Genomic DNA, 16,068 nt, shown 5'->3' on the forward strand with positions numbered 1-16,068 from the left:
TAACTCTTTCGGGTGACCGTCGTTGAGTGTGCGGAGGCGGTTGGCGGAATGATCTCGGGCACTGTTGTCCGACGCCGTCAATCGCACAGGTGACGATTCGTAACAGCCTGGAGGCTCAAGGTGACGCGCATCAGCAGCGGAGGGCGGTCATGACATCCGTCCTCGTGTGTGACGATTCCCCGCTTGCCCGAGAGGCGCTCCGCCGCGCGGTCGCGACCGTGCCCGGCGTCGAGCGTGTGACGACGGCGGCCAACGGCGAGGAAGTCCTCCGCCGCTGGGGCGCCGACCGGTCCGACCTCATCCTGATGGATGTCCGCATGCCCGGTCTCGGTGGTGTTGAGACCGTGCGGCGGCTGCTGTCGGCCGACCCCGGCGCCCGCATCATCATGCTGACGGTCGCCGAGGACCTCGACGGAGTGGCACTGGCCGTGGCCGCGGGCGCCCGCGGCTACCTGCACAAGGACGCCTCGCGTGCGGAGCTGCGGGCCACGGTCACGCAGGCGCTCGCCGATCCGACGTGGCGGCTCGCTCCGCGCAGGCTGCGTTCCGCCGAGATGGGCGCGGCCCCCACGCTCACCGCCCGTGAGATCCAGGTGCTGGAGGGCATGAGCCACGGCCGGTCGAACGCCGAGATCGGCCGCGAGCTGTTCCTCTCCGAGGACACCGTGAAGACGCACGCCCGGCGCCTGTTCAAGAAGCTCGGTGCCTCGGACCGGGCACACGCCGTGGCTCTCGGATTCCGCTGGGGCCTCGTCCGATAGATAGCTCACGTTCGCCCAATGCCCGCCCGTCCCCGCCTGCGAGTTCCGCCGCCCGCGAAGCGCGGGGCCGGCCCGGGGGGAAGGGCGGGGCGGCGTATGCGGCCCCAGGAATCCCGCGAGTGCCGCATGCTTGTTGTATGGAGTTCCTCGGGGACCGATCGGTCAGGCGTGAGGGGAGGGCGCGGGGATGAGTGCCAGTGCCCCTGCTCATAACGCTTCGGTGCACAACCAGGGACGCGGTGCGACGGATCGCGGGGCCGCGGTGCACCATGGACCGATGCGCAACGACGGGGTCGACGACACAGCGGTCGTGAGCGCACTCGTACGACGTGCCAGGGAGGGCGACGAGCAGGCCATGCACGACCTGCTCGCACATGTGCAGTCGCTTGCGCTGCGGTACTGCCGCAGACGGCTGACCCGACTCCCGGGCGACGCGCGGCACTTCGTCGACGATCTCGCGCAGGAGGTCTGCATCGCGGTGCTCTGCGCGCTGCCGCGCTACCGCGACACCGGGAAGCCGTTCGAGGCCTTCGTCGTGGCCATCGCGCAGCACAAGGTCGCGGATCTTCAGCGGGCCGCGATGCGCGGGCCCGGCAGTACGGCGGTGCCCTCCGACGAGATGCCCGAGCAGCCCGACGACTCGCTGGGCCCGGAGGAGCGCGCGCTGCTCAGCAGCGACGCGGCCTGGGCCAAGAAGCTGCTCGCGAACCTTCCCCAGCACCAGCGCGAACTGGTGCTGCTGCGCGTCGCGGTGGGGCTCACCGCGGAGGAGACCGGCGAGATGCTCGGGATGTCCCCGGGCGCTGTGCGGGTCGCCCAGCACAGGGCGCTGAGCAGGCTCAGGGCACTGGCCGAGCAGTAGGTCCGGGGCGTTTAGCATGGACTTTCACCCCGGGCAAGCATTGGAAAGGTGTCATGACAGCCAACGACGCAGCCGGAGCCGTAACCGGGGCCGGCGTGCCCCCGAAGTTCGCCATGCTCGGGCTGACCTTCGACGACGTCCTGCTGCTGCCCGGCGAGTCGGACATGGCTCCCGGTGAGATCGACACCGGTTCGCTGATCTCTCGCAACGTACGTGTGAACGTTCCGCTGCTGTCGGCGGCGATGGACAAGGTCACCGAATCCCGGATGGCCATCGCCATGGCCCGTCAGGGCGGCGTCGGCGTGCTGCACCGCAATCTTTCGATCGAGGACCAGGCGGCCCAGGTCGACAGGGTCAAGCGTTCCGAGTCGGGCATGGTCACCGACCCGATCACGATCCGTCCGGACGCGACGCTGGGCGACGCCGACGTGCTGTGCGGCCGTTTCCGTATCAGCGGAGTGCCCGTCACCGACGAGGCGGGCAAGCTGCTCGGCATCGTCACCAACCGGGACATGGCCTTCGAGTCCGACCGTGAGCGTCCCGTACGCGAGTTGATGACCCCGATGCCGCTCGTCACGGGCAAGGTCGGCATCTCGCGTAACGACGCGATGGAGCTGCTGCGCCGTCACAAGATCGAGAAGCTGCCGCTCGTCGACGACGCGGGTGTGATCAAGGGGCTCATCACCGTCAAGGACTTCGTGAAGGCGGAGCAGTACCCGCAGGCCGCGAAGGACTCCGAGGGACGGCTGGTCGTGGGCGCGGCCGTCGGCGTGACGGGCGACGCGTACGAGCGTGCGCAGGCATTGATCGAGGCGGGCGTGGACTTCGTGGTGGTGGACACCGCGCACGGGCATTCGCGCCTCGTCGGCGACATGGTCGCCAAGATCAAGTCGAACTCCCCGGTCGACGTCGTCGGCGGGAACGTCGCCACCCGCGAAGGCGCACAGACGCTCATCGACTCGGGCGCCGACGGCATCAAGGTCGGTGTCGGGCCGGGCTCCATCTGCACGACCCGGGTCGTCGCCGGCATCGGCGTCCCGCAGGTCACGGCGATCTACGAAGCCTCACTCGCCGCGCGGGAGGCCGGAGTTCCGGTCATCGGCGACGGCGGCCTCCAATACAGCGGCGACATCGCCAAGGCCCTCGTCGCGGGCGCCGACACGGTGATGCTCGGCTCGCTGCTCGCCGGCTGCGAGGAGTCGCCGGGCGAGCTGCTGTTCATCAACGGCAAGCAGTTCAAGTCGTATCGGGGCATGGGCTCGCTGGGCGCCATGCAGTCGAGGGGCGAGCAGAGGTCGTACTCCAAGGACAGGTACTTCCAGGAGGACGTCGGCGGCGACGACAAGCTCATCCCGGAGGGCGTCGAGGGACAGGTGCCCTACCGGGGCCCGTTGAGCGCCGTGGTCCACCAACTCGTGGGCGGGCTCAAGCAGTCGATGTTCTACGTGGGCGGGCGCAGCGTTCCGGAGATGAAGGAGCGCGGCCGGTTCGTACGGATCACATCGGCGGGCCTGAAGGAGAGCCACCCGCACGACGTCCAGATGACGACCGAGGCGCCCAACTACTCGCGGCGCTGAGCCCCGTACCCGCCGGGCCGTCCGGCGTGGGGCGTCGGTGATACTTACTGGAGCGGCACAGCACAGCGCACGCGAGAAGGGCTTCACAGGTGACTGAGATCGAGATCGGGCGCGGCAAGCGCGGGCGCCGGGCGTACGCCTTCGACGACATCGCAGTGGTGCCGAGCCGCCGCACGCGCGACCCCAAAGAGGTCTCCATCGCCTGGCAGATCGACGCCTACCGCTTCGAACTGCCCTTCATGGCCGCCCCGATGGACTCGGTCGTCTCACCCGCCACCGCGATCCGCATCGGTGAGCTGGGCGGCCTCGGCGTGCTCAACCTCGAAGGCCTGTGGACGCGTTACGAGGACCCCGAGCCGCTGCTCGCGGAGATCGCGGAGCTGGACGAGCGCACCGCCAACCGCCGTATGCAGGAGATCTACGCGGAGCCGGTCAAGGAGGAGCTGATCGGCGAGCGGATCAAGGAGGTGCGCGACGCGGGCGTCGTCACGGCCGCCGCGCTCTCGCCGCAGCGAACTGCCCAGTTCTCCAAGGCGGTTGTGGACGCGGGCGTCGACCTCTTCGTCATCCGCGGCACGACGGTCTCCGCGGAGCACGTCTCCTCGGCGGCCGAGCCGCTCAATCTCAAGCAGTTCATCTACGAGTTGGACGTGCCGGTCATCGTGGGCGGCTGCGCCACGTACACGGCGGCGCTTCATCTGATGCGTACGGGCGCGGCCGGAGTCCTGGTGGGCTTCGGCGGCGGCGCAGCGCACACCACGCGGAACGTGCTGGGCATCCAGGTGCCGATGGCGACCGCCGTGGCCGATGTGGCCGCCGCCCGCCGTGACTATCTCGACGAGTCGGGCGGCCGTTACGTCCATGTCATCGCGGACGGCGGCGTCGGCTGGTCCGGCGATCTGCCGAAGGCCGTGGCGTGCGGTGCGGACGCGGTGATGATGGGTTCGCCGCTGGCACGGGCCACGGACGCGCCGGGGCGCGGGCACCACTGGGGCATGGAGGCCGTACACGCGGACGTTCCGCGCGGCAAGCGGATGGACCTCGGCGCGGTCGGCACGACGGAGGAGATCCTGCTCGGCCCTTCGCACACGCCCGACGGCTCGATGAACTTCTTCGGCGCGCTGCGGCGGGCGATGGCGACGACGGGCTACTCGGAGCTGAAGGAGTTCCAGCGGGTGGAGGTCACGGTCGCCCGGTGACGAGCGGGGCGCGGGCTCCTCGGCGTGAGTCCGTAGCCACGCCGTACGCGGTCACAGGCGGTGTGCCGCGCCCGTCGGGCTCGCGCCCCTCGTGTCGAAGAGCAGCCGCGCCTTGGCGGCCAGCCCTTGCAGGTCGTAGCGGCGGTGGTGCTGGAGCAGCACCGTCAGATCGGCGGTCGCCGCGGCCTCGTAGAGCGAGTCGGCGCGGGGCACCGGCTGCCCGGCGGCCTGCCATTCCATGACGTAGGGGTCGTGGAAGCTGAGCTGTGCGCCGAGTTGCTTGAGACGCAGTGCCACCTCACGCGCGGGCGCTCCCTCCTGGTCCGCCAGGTCCGGCTTGTAGGTGACGCCGAGCAGCAGTACGCGTGCGCCGCGAGCCGACTTGCCGTGCTCGTTGAGGAGTTCGGCAGCGCGCTGGCAGACGTAGCGCGGCATCCGGCCGTTGACCTCCTGGGCCAGCTCGACCATACGCAGCGGATAGCCCAGTGAACGGCTGCGGTACGAAAGGTAGTTGGGGTCGATGGACACGCCGTGGCCGCCCACGCCGGGGCCCGGCCGGAACGCGTGGAAGCCGAACGGCTTGGTCTCCGCACAGCGGATCACGTCCCACAGGTCGACGCCGATGTCGTGGCAGAAGACCGCCATCTCGTTCACGAGCGCGATGTTGACCTGCCGGAAGTTGGTCTCCAGCAGCTTCGCCGCCTCCGCCTCGCGCGGGCCGCGCGCCCGTACGACCTTCACCGCGAGGCGACCGTAGAAGGCGGCAGCGCGCTCGGTGCAGGTGGGAGTGAGGCCGCCGACGATCTTCGGGGTGCCGGTGACTCCGTAGCGGCGGTTGCCCGGATCGAATCGGGCGGGCGAGCAGGCGAGATGGAAGTCACGGCCGGCACGCAGACCGGAGCCCTCTTCGAGCAGGGGGCGGAGGAACTCCTCGGTGGCCCCCGGGTACACCTCGGATTCGAGCACGACAGTCGTACGGGGCCGCAGCCGGGAGGCGAGCGACAGGGCAGCGGTGCGTACCGCGTCGAGGTTCAGCGCACGGTCCGGACCGAGGGAGGTCGGGGCGCAGATCACGGCGGTGCGGACCTCGCTGAGGACATCGGGATCGGTGGTGGCGCGGAAGCCGCGGGAGTTCATGCGGCGTACCGCGGCGGCGGTGAGGATGCCGTCGGACGGAGGGCGGCCCGCGTTGAGAGCGGCGGTGGTCTCCTCGTCCTCGTCGTAGCCGACGGTCTCGATCCCGGCGGCGACGGCGGCCTGCGCGAGCGGAAGACCCGAATGGCCCAGTCCGAGGACGGCGAGATCTGCGGGCATTGCGGCGGACATCCTTCCCCTCTGCTTCCTCGCTCGTTCCCGGTGGGGGCGGCGAGGCCCCGTGCGTGCCACTTCGGGAGGCTCCCCCGAAGATCGCGTCGGGCCGCGCGATCCTTTGCTGCGCGGCGCTATAGCAAGTTAATCGGCAATATGACGGATATCTGGGATTACCCGCATTGCGGTGTCCGCAGCGCGGCCGAAGTCAGGGAATTGGAGGACCATCGGCGGGGGAACACTGCCTACGTTCTGACAACACCACCGACGAACGCACGACCACACGGGAGGCAGCGGTGAGGACGGCGACACTGGGACCGGAGCAGCGTGCCAGGGCGCTGGCGCAGATGTCCGAGCGCGAACTCGACGTGCTGGTCGTGGGCGGCGGCATCGTGGGTGCCGGGACCGCGCTGGACGCCGTCACGCGCGGGCTGTCCACGGGCATCGTGGAGTCGAACGACTGGGCGTCGGGCACCTCCAGCCGATCCAGCAAGCTCATCCACGGCGGGTTGCGCTATCTGGAGATGCTGGACTTCGCCCTCGTCAGAGAGGCGCTGAAGGAACGCGGGCTGCTGCTACAGCGGATCGCGCCGCATCTGGTGAAGCCGGTGCCGTTTCTCTATCCCTTGCAGCACAAGGGCTGGGAGCGGTTGTACGCCGGTTCGGGCGTCGCGATGTACGACATCATGTCCGTCTCCTCCGGGCACGGGCGCGGGCTTCCGATGCACCGGCACCTCACGCGGCGTCATGCGCTGCGCGTGGCACCGGCGTTGCGGAAGGACGCGCTCGTGGGTGCGCTTCAGTACTACGACGCGCAGATGGACGACGCGCGCTATGTGGCGACCGTGGTCCGCACCGCCGCCGCGTACGGCGCTTACACCGCCAACCGGGCCCGCACCGTGGGCTTCCTGCGTGAGGGCGAGCGCGTCGTGGGGGCGCGCGTGCGCGATCTGGAGCAGGGCGGCGAGTACGAGGTGCGCGCACGGCAGGTCGTCAACTCCACAGGCGTCTGGACGGACGACACACAGGGACTCATCGCGGAGCGCGGGCAGTTCCATGTGCGGGCGTCGAAGGGCATCCACCTCGTCGTGCCGAAGGACCGCATCAACTCGACCACGGGGCTGATCCTCCGTACGGAGAAGAGCGTTCTGTTCGTCATCCCCTGGGGGCGGCACTGGATCATCGGCACCACCGACACCGGCTGGGAGCTCGACAAGAGGCATCCCGCCGCCTCCAGCGCCGACATCGACTATCTGCTGGACCACGTCAACTCGGTGCTGGCGGTGCCGCTCACGCGTAACGACGTCGAGGGCGTGTACGCCGGGCTGCGACCGCTGCTGGCGGGCGAGTCGGAGGCGACGAGCAAGCTCTCGCGGGAGCACACGGTGGCGCATCCCGTGCCCGGCATGGTCGTGGTGGCGGGCGGCAAGTACACGACGTACCGGGTGATGGCGAAGGACGCCGTGGACGAGGCCGTGCACGGACTGGACCGCAGGGTCGCCGACTGCGTCACCGAGGAGGTGCCGCTGGTCGGCGCGGAGGGCTATCACGCGCTGTGGAACGCGCGGGCGCGCATCGCGGCCAGCACGGGCCTGCATGTGGCACGTGTGGAGCATCTGCTCAACCGCTACGGCACGCTGACCGAGGAGCTTCTCGAACTGATCGCGGACGACCCGAAGTTGGGCGAGCCGCTGCCCGCGGCCGACGACTATCTCAAGGCCGAGATCGTCTACGCCTGTACGCACGAGGGCGCCCGGCACATCGACGACGTGCTCACGCGGCGTACGCGCATCTCGATCGAGACCTTCGACCGCGGTACGCGCAGCGCACGCGAGGTCGCGGAGCTGATGGCGACGGTCCTCGGCTGGGACGCCGACCAGGTCGACCGCGAGGTCGAGCACTACGAGAAGCGGATCGAGGCGGAGCGGGAGTCGCAGCTTCAGCCGGACGATCTGACGGCGGACGCGGCGCGGTTGGGGGCGCCGGACATCGCACCGGTGTGAGGCGGCCTGCGGCTGCGGGGGCGGGCCTGCGGGTCAGCTCTCGCAGCCGTAGCGCTTCTCGACGCCGGGGATGTAGGCGTTGAGGAACTTTTCGAGGCGGTCGGTGGAGACCCTTTCCGGCCTCTCCCGTCGTCGATGCGGATGTACGGGCTTCGGTACGCCACTTTCCGTACGTGGTACGGGGGTTGGGGCTGCCCGGGAGACGTCGAGAAAACGGTCGAGAAGGCGAGTCGCGAAGCCGGTCGCGGAAGAGGGGCGCGGAATGAGGGCGTACGGACGGGCGTCAGCCGTGCGGTGAGTAGGCGGGAGCGGTCGGGGCACACGTCTGGCCAGCCATGACGGGTCGTGGCCGTGACGATGTGTGAGCGGCGTGTGCGAAGGCGTCGGAATGTGCTCGCGCTGCGCCGCCCCCGTACGTCTTGTGACGGTGCGATGGTTCACAATGGGGCAGGGCTGGGGTGGGCTCATCTCTGAGGGGACGCAAGGGGATTCATGAGCGAGGACGAGGGTCGGCTGGTAGGAGGTCGCTATCGGCTCGGGGGAGTCCTCGGCCGGGGCGGCATGGGCACCGTGTGGCGCGGCGAGGACGAGATCCTGGGCCGGTCGGTGGCGGTGAAGGAGCTGCGGTTCCCCTCCAGCGTCGAGGAGGACGAGAAACAGCGGCTCATCACCCGGACTCTGCGCGAGGCGAAGGCGATCGCCCGCATCCGCAGCGGCAGCGCGGTGACGGTCTTCGACGTCGTCGACGAGGACGCCCGCCCGTGGATCGTGATGGAACTCGTCGAGGGCTCCTCGCTCGCCGACCACATCCGCCAGGAGGGCCCGCTCACGCCGCAGCGCGCGGCAGAGGTGGGGCTCGCGGTGCTCGACGTGCTGCGCGCGGCGCACCGCGAAGGCGTGCTGCACCGCGATGTGAAGCCGTCCAACGTGCTGTTGGAGGACGTCACGGGCCGCGTCGTGCTGACCGACTTCGGGATCGCAAAGGTCGAGGGCGACCCGTCGGTGACGTCCACGGGGATGCTGGTGGGCGCGCCCTCGTACATCTCGCCGGAGCGCGCACGCGGCAAGCCGCCGGGCCCGCCCGCCGATCTGTGGTCCCTGGGAGCCCTGCTGTACGCGGCGGTCGAGGGACGTCCCCCTTACGACAAGGGCTCGGCGATATCGACGCTCACGGCGGTGATGACCGAGCCGGTGCCGCCGCCGAAGCAGGCCGGCGAGCTGGAAGAAGTGATCTTCGGGCTGCTGACGAAGGACCCGGACAAGAGGCTCGATGTGGCGGGCGCACGCGCGCTGTTGGAGCCGGTGGCCTCGGGTGCGGGCGGCGCGGCGACTGCTGCGGCTGCCGCTCCCGTGCGCGACGGCGGTACGACGGCCGTGGTGCCGCCGAAGCCGGACGGCGGCGAGGGCGAGGAGCGGGCCGTAGAGACGCCGGGGGAGACCGGGACGTCCGGGCCGTCCAAGGGGTCCGGGCCGTCGCGCGGGGACAGCGCGGGCGGCAAGCAGCGGCGTCGTCAGCGGGGCAAGGGGGCGGCGGCTGCGAAGTCCGCCTCCGCGCAGGGGAGTTCAGCGCAGAAGAGTGCTACGAAGACAGCGGCGGCGGGGGCGGCGGCAGCAGCGGGCACCGCGGCGGCCACCGGCACCGGCACCGAAGCCGGCACGGGCGCCGGGGGCCGGGAGGACGCCGACGGGGAGCGCTCCGGGGAGGATCTCGGGAACGGCGGTGAGTCCGCGGCGTCCCCCGCGTCCGGCAAGGCCGCCCACGAAGGCGGCACCAGCGGCGCTGCCGGTGACGACGGTGAAAAACCGTCCACCTCCGGCACGTTGGCGTCCCGCTCGGCGTCCCGATCCGCGTCCCGTTCGGCCTCGTCGCCCGGCGGCGGCACGGGCACCGGCGGTCTCGCGGCGGCTACGACGGCGGTCTCGGAATTCGCCGGACGGTTCTCACGGCGCACGCTGACCCTCGCCGGCGTAGCGGTGGCCGCCGTACTGGCGCTGATCGCGATCCTCACACTCGGCGACGGGGGAGGCGGCGAGGGCGGCAAGTCCCCCGGAGGCTCGGCCAGTTCGGACAAGGGCGGCGCCGGAGGCGGCGGGGAGAAGCGGGACAGCGGCTCCGGCAAGCGGCAGGACGAGGGCGGTAAGGCCAAGAAGGACAGCAAGGAGGACCCCGCCCCCGGGAAGGGCGCCTCCGCAGGCGAGGGCGGCAAGGAGTCTGGAGAGTCCGGCGACGGCGCGTCACTGCCCGACGGCTACGCCCAAGTCACGGACAAGCGCTTCCACTTCGCCATGGTGATGCCGGAGGGCTTCAAGCGTTCGGGCGTGGCCGGACAGAATTCGGGCGCCAAGTACTCCGACGGCGGACTGCCCAAGCTGCAAGTGGACTTCAGCCCGGACCCGTTGAAGGACGCCGCCGCGGGCTGGCGCGACCTGGAGCCGGCCGTGAAGGGCAACAGCAGCGGCTATCGGAAGATCAGCATCAAGAGCGTGAGCTGGCGAGGCTATCCGACCGTCGGGGACTGGCAGTTCGAGCGCGACGAGGACGGCGAGAGGGTGCGGGTGCTCAACCGCGGCTTCCGGGTGGACGATTCACATGGCTACGCCATCATGATCACCTGCAAGGCGGGCGAGTGGGACGACGACGAGTGCCGGACGCTCCGTAAGACCGCCTTCAAGACCTTCGAGCCGCTCGACTGAAGCCTGAAGCCGTAAGACGTGGTTCCGGGCCGCTGTTCCGGGGGACGTTGGGGTTGAGGCGGAATCGGGCAAGCGTTTTAGGCGGATGAATCCGGCGGCTGCCCGCGAACGACCGGGGAGTCCCCGAGTCCGCCCGCACCGGACAGCTCAGGCACGTATCGTGATTGGCCGCAGACCGGCATCCGTCCGCAAAGATACGGATGCAGCGGGGAATTGACGGTCTTGCGGCTGTGGGGAGGCGTCGTGGACGACTACGCGGAAGAGGCGGGGCGGCTGCTCGCCGACCGCTACCGCCTGCCCCGGCCTCTCGCCGCCTCCTACCAGTTGACGGAGTCGGTGGCCTACGACACGGCCAGCGGTCAGGAAGTGCTCGTACGGCAGGTGCCGTTGCCGGAGGTCGTCGAGGCGGAGGTGCTCAGCGCCGGAGGCGCGGCGGGAGCCGCGGGGCCCGGGGACGACCGTCTCGGGAGTCCCGGTGGCGGCGAGGCGGGCGCGGCAGCACAGGGCGGCTCCTTCCGGGGCTCGATAGGGCGCGCTACGCGCATGCCCGCGGACCCGGTCGTGAGGAGGGCCGTCGAGGCCGCGATAGCGGCTGCCCGGCTGCCCGACCACCCCAGGCTCGACCAGGTCTTCGACGTGTTCGTCGAGGGCGACGGGCTGTGGATCGTCAGCGAGTTGCTGCCCGCGACGCCACTGGCGACGCTGCTGTCGCACCAGACCCTGACGCCCCATCGGGCGGCGGAGATCGCCGCCGATCTGCTGACCGCGCTGCGTGTGGTGCACGCCCATGGCTGGACGCATCGGAACGTCACCCCAAGCACCGTCCTCATCTGCGACGACGGTCGCGCGCTGCTGACCGGGCTCGCGGTGGGCGCGGCGCAGGAGGCGCTGTGCGGCTACAACCCGTTGCCCGACTCCGGGCGTGTGGCGTCGCCGCCGAGCGGCGAGATCCCCGGCTCACCGCGCCCTGGCGGCGGCGAGGCGGAAGGCCGCGGCAGCGGCCGCGGCGCCGTGAACAGCGGTGACGACGACAAGACGGACGGGCCCGGGGCAGCGCCCCTGCCGGGCATCTCGCTGCCCGAGGGCTTCGACGTACGGGACGACGAGCCGTATGGCCGTGACGACCGTCCCGGCTCCGGACGGGGTTTCGGCTCGCGCGAGGACTTCGGCTCTCGTGGGGGGTACGGCTCGGGCCAAGAGCACGTCTCCGGCGGTGAGCCGGGCTCCGACGGCGACTACGGGCCGGGTCCCGCGTCCGGCTCCGGCCACGGTGGCGCTGGCTCGGGCGGCGGACCGCGCGGCATCTTCGGGCTCCAGGGGCTGGGGCACGACGACGAGACGGGGGAGCCTCCGAGGCCTGTGCGCCACGGGTACGAGACGGGCGGGCGCGGTCCGCGTGCCGGTGCCGTAGCGGCGTACCAGGAGGGTGCGCGCCGGGGTGCCGCAGCCCGTGCGTATCTGCCGGACCAGGAGAGCGCCGAGTCCCACGAGGGCGGGCGCCGTCCGGACGGTACGAACGGGCCGGAACGCACGGAGGGCGCGGACGGTCGGGTCGGTCAGGCGGGCCAGGGCGACCGACGTGGCGGGGAGGACCGGCAGGACCGGCAGCCCCAGGGGGACGTGCAGAAGGACTGGTGGAAGTCGGCCTCGTCGCCGCCCCCGGCCGCGGGCCCGCACACCACCCCTGACGACTTCGTGCGCTGGCTTCCGTCCGGAGAGGACGAGGTCACCCCGAGCGATCTGCCGGGTTCACGTCCGCCCAACAGCCTTCCGGTGAAGGCCACTTGGCGCCCGGCCGAGCCGGGGCCCGACGCGGGGTCACGGGCACGGCCGGACCAGGGCGGGGAACCCGACGCGAACACCGCAGACTCATACGGGCGCGGCTCGTACGGCGGCTCGTACGGGGACTCGCCAGGCGACTCGCACGGTGCCCCGTATGACGACCCGTACGACGACGGCATCGACGCGGACGACCCGGAGAGCCGTCCCTGGGGCGGCGAGGGCGCCGAGGAACCCGGTTCGCCGGGGGCGGGCGACGGGCCCGAGGGCTTCCACGGCCCCGCGACCGCGCTGGCCGCCGAGCGTGCACGGCAGGCGCGTATGACGGTCGTCGGACCTGTCGGTGAGCGCTGGGCGCCCGAGCAGGCGGGGCCGGTCCACCGCAACTGGCGGCTCGCGCCTCCCGTCGGCCCCTCCGCCGACCTGTGGGCGCTGGGCGTGCTGCTCTTCCGCGCGGTGCAGGGCCATGCCCCCTACCCCGAGGACGATGTGGCCGAGCTGGTGCAGATGGTGTGCGGCGAGCCCCCGGCCTTCGCGGAGGAGTGCGGTGCGCTGCGGCCCGTCGTCGAGTCGCTGCTGCGTCAAGACCCCACGGAACGCCCGGACTTCGAGGAGCTGAGGGGCTGGCTGCGTTCGCTGGTGCGCTCCGCGCCGGAGCCCGACGCGGGCTGGCACACGGTGTACGCACCGTCGCTGGACCCCGGTGGTACGTCGGATCCGCGGCGGCTTCCGATACTGCGCCGCCGCGGCGAACTCGTACGCAGAAGACGGGCGGCGAGACGCGCGGCACGCACCGAGCAGAAGCAGCAGAAGCAACAGAGACAGCAGAGGCAGCAGAGGCAGCAAAGACAGCCCAAGCCGCCGCGGCCGCCGAAGCAGCGCGGACGGCGGCGAACAGCGCAGCCGCCGTATCAGCCACCGCAACAGCCGCCGCATCAGCAGCCGTTGCAGTCAGAGCAGCCCATGCAGCCGCCGGTGCAGCGGCAGCACGCGCCGGAGCCGCCGCCTTGGCAGGCTCCGCCTCCGCAGTCGACGCGGCAGCAACCACCGCAGCAGAGCGCGGCGTTCGAGCAGGCCGCGGCCATGGCGCCGCCGAAGCCGAAGCGGGCGCCCAGGCCGCAGCGTGCACCGAAATCCGAGTCCGTGGGCGGCCGGCGTCCGGGAGCGGGCGGCCAGAGCCCGCGACGCCTGGGCGGCCTGCTCGTGGGACTGGTGCTGGCGGGGCTTGTCGGCGCGCTGATGTACGCGGTGTGGTTCATGCCGAAGGGCGACCCGGAGGGCGCCGCCAACCAGCAGCGCGGCTCGGTCGGCGGCGACAGCCGTCCCGGAGAGCCCGGCGCCGACGGCAAGACGGGCGGCACCGGTACAGGCTCCGGCGCGGACCCGGGGGAGGGCAGCGGCGACGGCGCGGAGCGGCCGCGCCCGTCGGCACCCGCCGACAAGGCCCCGAAGGGCTACAAGCTCAGCCGGGACCCGGCGGGGTTCCAGGTGGCCGTTCCGCAGGAGTGGAACAGGCGCTCGACGCCCGGCCACGGCCAGGTCCGCTACAACGGCGGCGCGGTCGAGATGGTCGTCGTCAACGGCCGCGACCCGGTGTCGAAGTACGGCGACGACCCGATGGACTACCAGAGCGACCACGAACGGGAGTTGAGGGCGTACCGCGCCTCCGACTGGGCGTCCACGACCGGGCTGCGCCGCATCGACGTGGGCGAGGCGGCCATGGCCGAGGGCACGTTCGTCTGGAAGGACGGCGGCCGCGACGTGTACGCACGCAACAGGGCGATGATTCTCGACGGGCGCTACCACGTGCTGATGGTGATGGGCTCGAAGAGCAGGAAGCAGGAGATCGACCGGCACTTCGAGGCGGTGGCCGACACCTATCGCTCGACGGGCCGCTGAGCGCGCGCCGCTCGACGGCCACTCGATCGCGTACCGGTCTGCGGGCCGCTGACCGCCGCGGTGGGACGGTCTCCTGAGCGGAACGGTCTCCTGAGCGGAACGGTCTCTTGAGCGGAACGGCCCCGCAGCGACGCCCTCGCAGGCCCCCGTCGGGCCCGTCACGGGCCGTCGCGCCAGCGTTCGCTGGCGGATTCCGTGAAAGTGGTTACCGTCGGGTATGCAGCCTGTTTCGGTGGTCGTAGTCTCTCTCGCATGACGGACACGCAGCAAACCCCAGGCCCCCAGGGCAGCGGCGACAGCGTCGAGCGCGGCGGCGACGGCGCGGGCAGCAACGGCGGGACCGCCGCCGGCGGCGCCGTCACCGGACGCACCGAGGGCGACCGCGCCGAGGGCAACCCGGTGGCCTCCGCGCCCGAAGGGGCGCGCACCGCCGCCGACGTCGTCACCGGCGAGCTGGTCGCGCAGCTCTCCGAGGGGGTGATCGGCAGCGGCCGTACGGCCAATCACACGCCTTTCACGGGGAAGAAGCTGGCCGAGCTGCCGGAGTCCACGCTGGAGGACGTCGCCTTCGCCTTCCATCGCGCGCGGGAGGCACAGCGTTCGTGGGCCGCCGTCCCCGTGAAGGAGCGGGCCGCCGTGCTGCTGCGCTTCCACGACCTGGTGCTGCGGCGGCAGAACGAGGTGCTGGACCTGATCCAGCTCGAGACCGGCAAGACCCGGCTGCACGCGCACGAGGAGGTGCAGGCGGTCGCCGTCGCCGCCCGGCACTACGGGCTCAAGGCACCCGCCTATCTGCGTCCCAAGCGGCACATGGGCGCCTTCCCCGTGCTGACGAAGGTGGCCGAGCACCGGCATCCGCGTGGAGTCGTCGCACAGATCGCCCCTTGGAACTACCCCTTCGAACTCTCCGTCGGCGACGCGCTCCCCGCCTTCGTCTCGGGCAACTCCGTGGTGATGAAGCCGGACACCGAGACGGCGCTCACCGCGATGTGGGCGCGCCGCCTGCTGATCGAGGCGGGTCTGCCGAAGGACGTGTGGCAGATAGTCATCGGCGAGGGCCATGTGATCGGGCCCGCCGTCGTCGAGCGCGGCGACTACGTCTCCTTCACCGGCTCCACCAGAACCGGGCGCGGCGTCGCGCAGAAGGCGGCCGAGCGGCTGGTGGGCGCATCGCTCGAACTGGGCGGCAAGAACGCCATGATCGTGCTGCCGGACGCCGACCTGGACAAGGCGGCGGCGGGCGCGGTGCGCGGCTCCTTCTCGTCGGCCGGACAGCTTTGCATCTCGATCGAGCGCCTCTACGTGCACGAGTCGGTGGCGGACGCCTTCGTGGAACGCTTCGTCGAGCGTACGAAGCGGCTGCGGCTCGGCTCGTCCCTCGCATACGGCGCCGACATGGGCTCCCTGGTGTCGCAGAAGCAACTCGACAACGTCACCCGGCACATCGAGGAGGCCGTCGCCAAGGGCGCGAGGGTGCTCGCGGGCGGGCGCGCACGGCCCGACGTCGGACCGCTCTTCCATGAGCCGACGATCCTCGACGGGGTCGAGACGCCGATGGCGGTGTGCACCGAGGAGACCTTCGGGCCCGTCGTCTCGGTCTACCGCTACGCCGACGAGGACGAGGCCGTCGAACTCGCCAACTCCACGGCGTACGGCCTCAATGCGAGTGTCTGGGGCGGCAACGGGCGGCACGCCCGCGAGGTCGCCGCAAGGCTGCGCAGCGGCACCGTCAACGTCAACGAGGGCTATGCGGCGGCGTACGGCAGCGTGCAGTCCCCGATGGGCGGCATGGGCGACTCGGGGCTGGGCCGGCGGCACGGCAGCGAGGGCATCCTCAAGTACACCGAGGCGCAGACCGTGGCGCACCAGAGAGTGCTGCCGATGGCGCCGTCCTTCGGCATGGACGACGCGAAGTACGCCAAGTTCATGAGCCTCAGCCTCAAGTTGCTGAAGGCGCTCCGCCTGCGATGACGCCGGGCCGGGCGC

Annotated in this window: 9 protein-coding genes; 8 read left to right on the top strand and 1 reads right to left on the bottom strand. The window is 71.3% G+C overall.

Annotated elements, in window-relative coordinates:
• Positions 1–149 precede the first annotated feature (149 nt).
• From MMA15_RS17530 to MMA15_RS17545, 4 genes are all read left to right on the top strand, one after another.
• A complete protein-coding gene (locus tag MMA15_RS17530; protein ID WP_003948568.1) occupies positions 150–761 on the top strand; it encodes a response regulator transcription factor in 612 nt (203 codons plus the stop codon).
• A gap of 277 nt (positions 762–1,038) precedes the next feature.
• Entirely contained in the window at positions 1,039–1,623 is a 585-nt protein-coding gene (shbA, locus tag MMA15_RS17535) for an RNA polymerase sigma factor ShbA (protein WP_241060905.1), read from the top strand.
• Between the two features lie 53 nt (positions 1,624–1,676).
• Positions 1,677–3,200 (top strand): IMP dehydrogenase, encoded by a 1,524-nt coding sequence (guaB, locus tag MMA15_RS17540; RefSeq protein ID WP_241060907.1) that lies wholly within the window; start codon positions 1,677–1,679, stop codon positions 3,198–3,200.
• A gap of 89 nt (positions 3,201–3,289) precedes the next feature.
• Entirely contained in the window at positions 3,290–4,399 is a 1,110-nt protein-coding gene (locus MMA15_RS17545; RefSeq protein WP_241060908.1) for a GuaB3 family IMP dehydrogenase-related protein, read from the top strand.
• Between the two features lie 51 nt (positions 4,400–4,450).
• Here the strand turns inward: MMA15_RS17545 and MMA15_RS17550 are convergent, their stop codons facing one another.
• The gene (locus MMA15_RS17550) at positions 4,451–5,713 is read right to left on the bottom strand and encodes a nucleotide sugar dehydrogenase (RefSeq protein WP_241060910.1); all 1,263 of its coding nucleotides are present in this window, start codon (positions 5,711–5,713) and stop codon (positions 4,451–4,453) included.
• 290 nt (positions 5,714–6,003) lie between these two features.
• On the opposite strand from MMA15_RS17550, the gene MMA15_RS17555 reads away from it, so the two are divergent.
• The 4 genes from MMA15_RS17555 (at position 6,004) to MMA15_RS17570 (ending at position 16,053) form a co-directional block, all read left to right on the top strand.
• A complete protein-coding gene (locus MMA15_RS17555) occupies positions 6,004–7,710 on the top strand; it encodes a glycerol-3-phosphate dehydrogenase/oxidase (RefSeq protein WP_241060912.1) in 1,707 nt (568 codons plus the stop codon).
• 492 nt (positions 7,711–8,202) lie between these two features.
• Positions 8,203–10,404: a serine/threonine-protein kinase gene (locus tag MMA15_RS17560; protein ID WP_241060914.1), complete on the top strand. Its 2,202-nt coding sequence runs from the start codon at positions 8,203–8,205 to the stop codon at positions 10,402–10,404.
• Positions 10,405–10,647: 243 nt separating this feature from the next.
• Positions 10,648–14,082: a serine/threonine kinase C-terminal domain-containing protein gene (locus tag MMA15_RS17565; protein ID WP_241060915.1), complete on the top strand. Its 3,435-nt coding sequence runs from the start codon at positions 10,648–10,650 to the stop codon at positions 14,080–14,082.
• A 252-nt stretch (positions 14,083–14,334) separates the two neighbouring features.
• Positions 14,335–16,053 (top strand): succinic semialdehyde dehydrogenase, encoded by a 1,719-nt coding sequence (locus tag MMA15_RS17570; RefSeq protein ID WP_241060916.1) that lies wholly within the window; start codon positions 14,335–14,337, stop codon positions 16,051–16,053.
• Positions 16,054–16,068 lie beyond the last annotated feature (15 nt).

Source organism: Streptomyces marispadix, from assembly GCF_022524345.1.
GTDB lineage: Bacteria > Actinomycetota > Actinomycetes > Streptomycetales > Streptomycetaceae > Streptomyces > Streptomyces marispadix.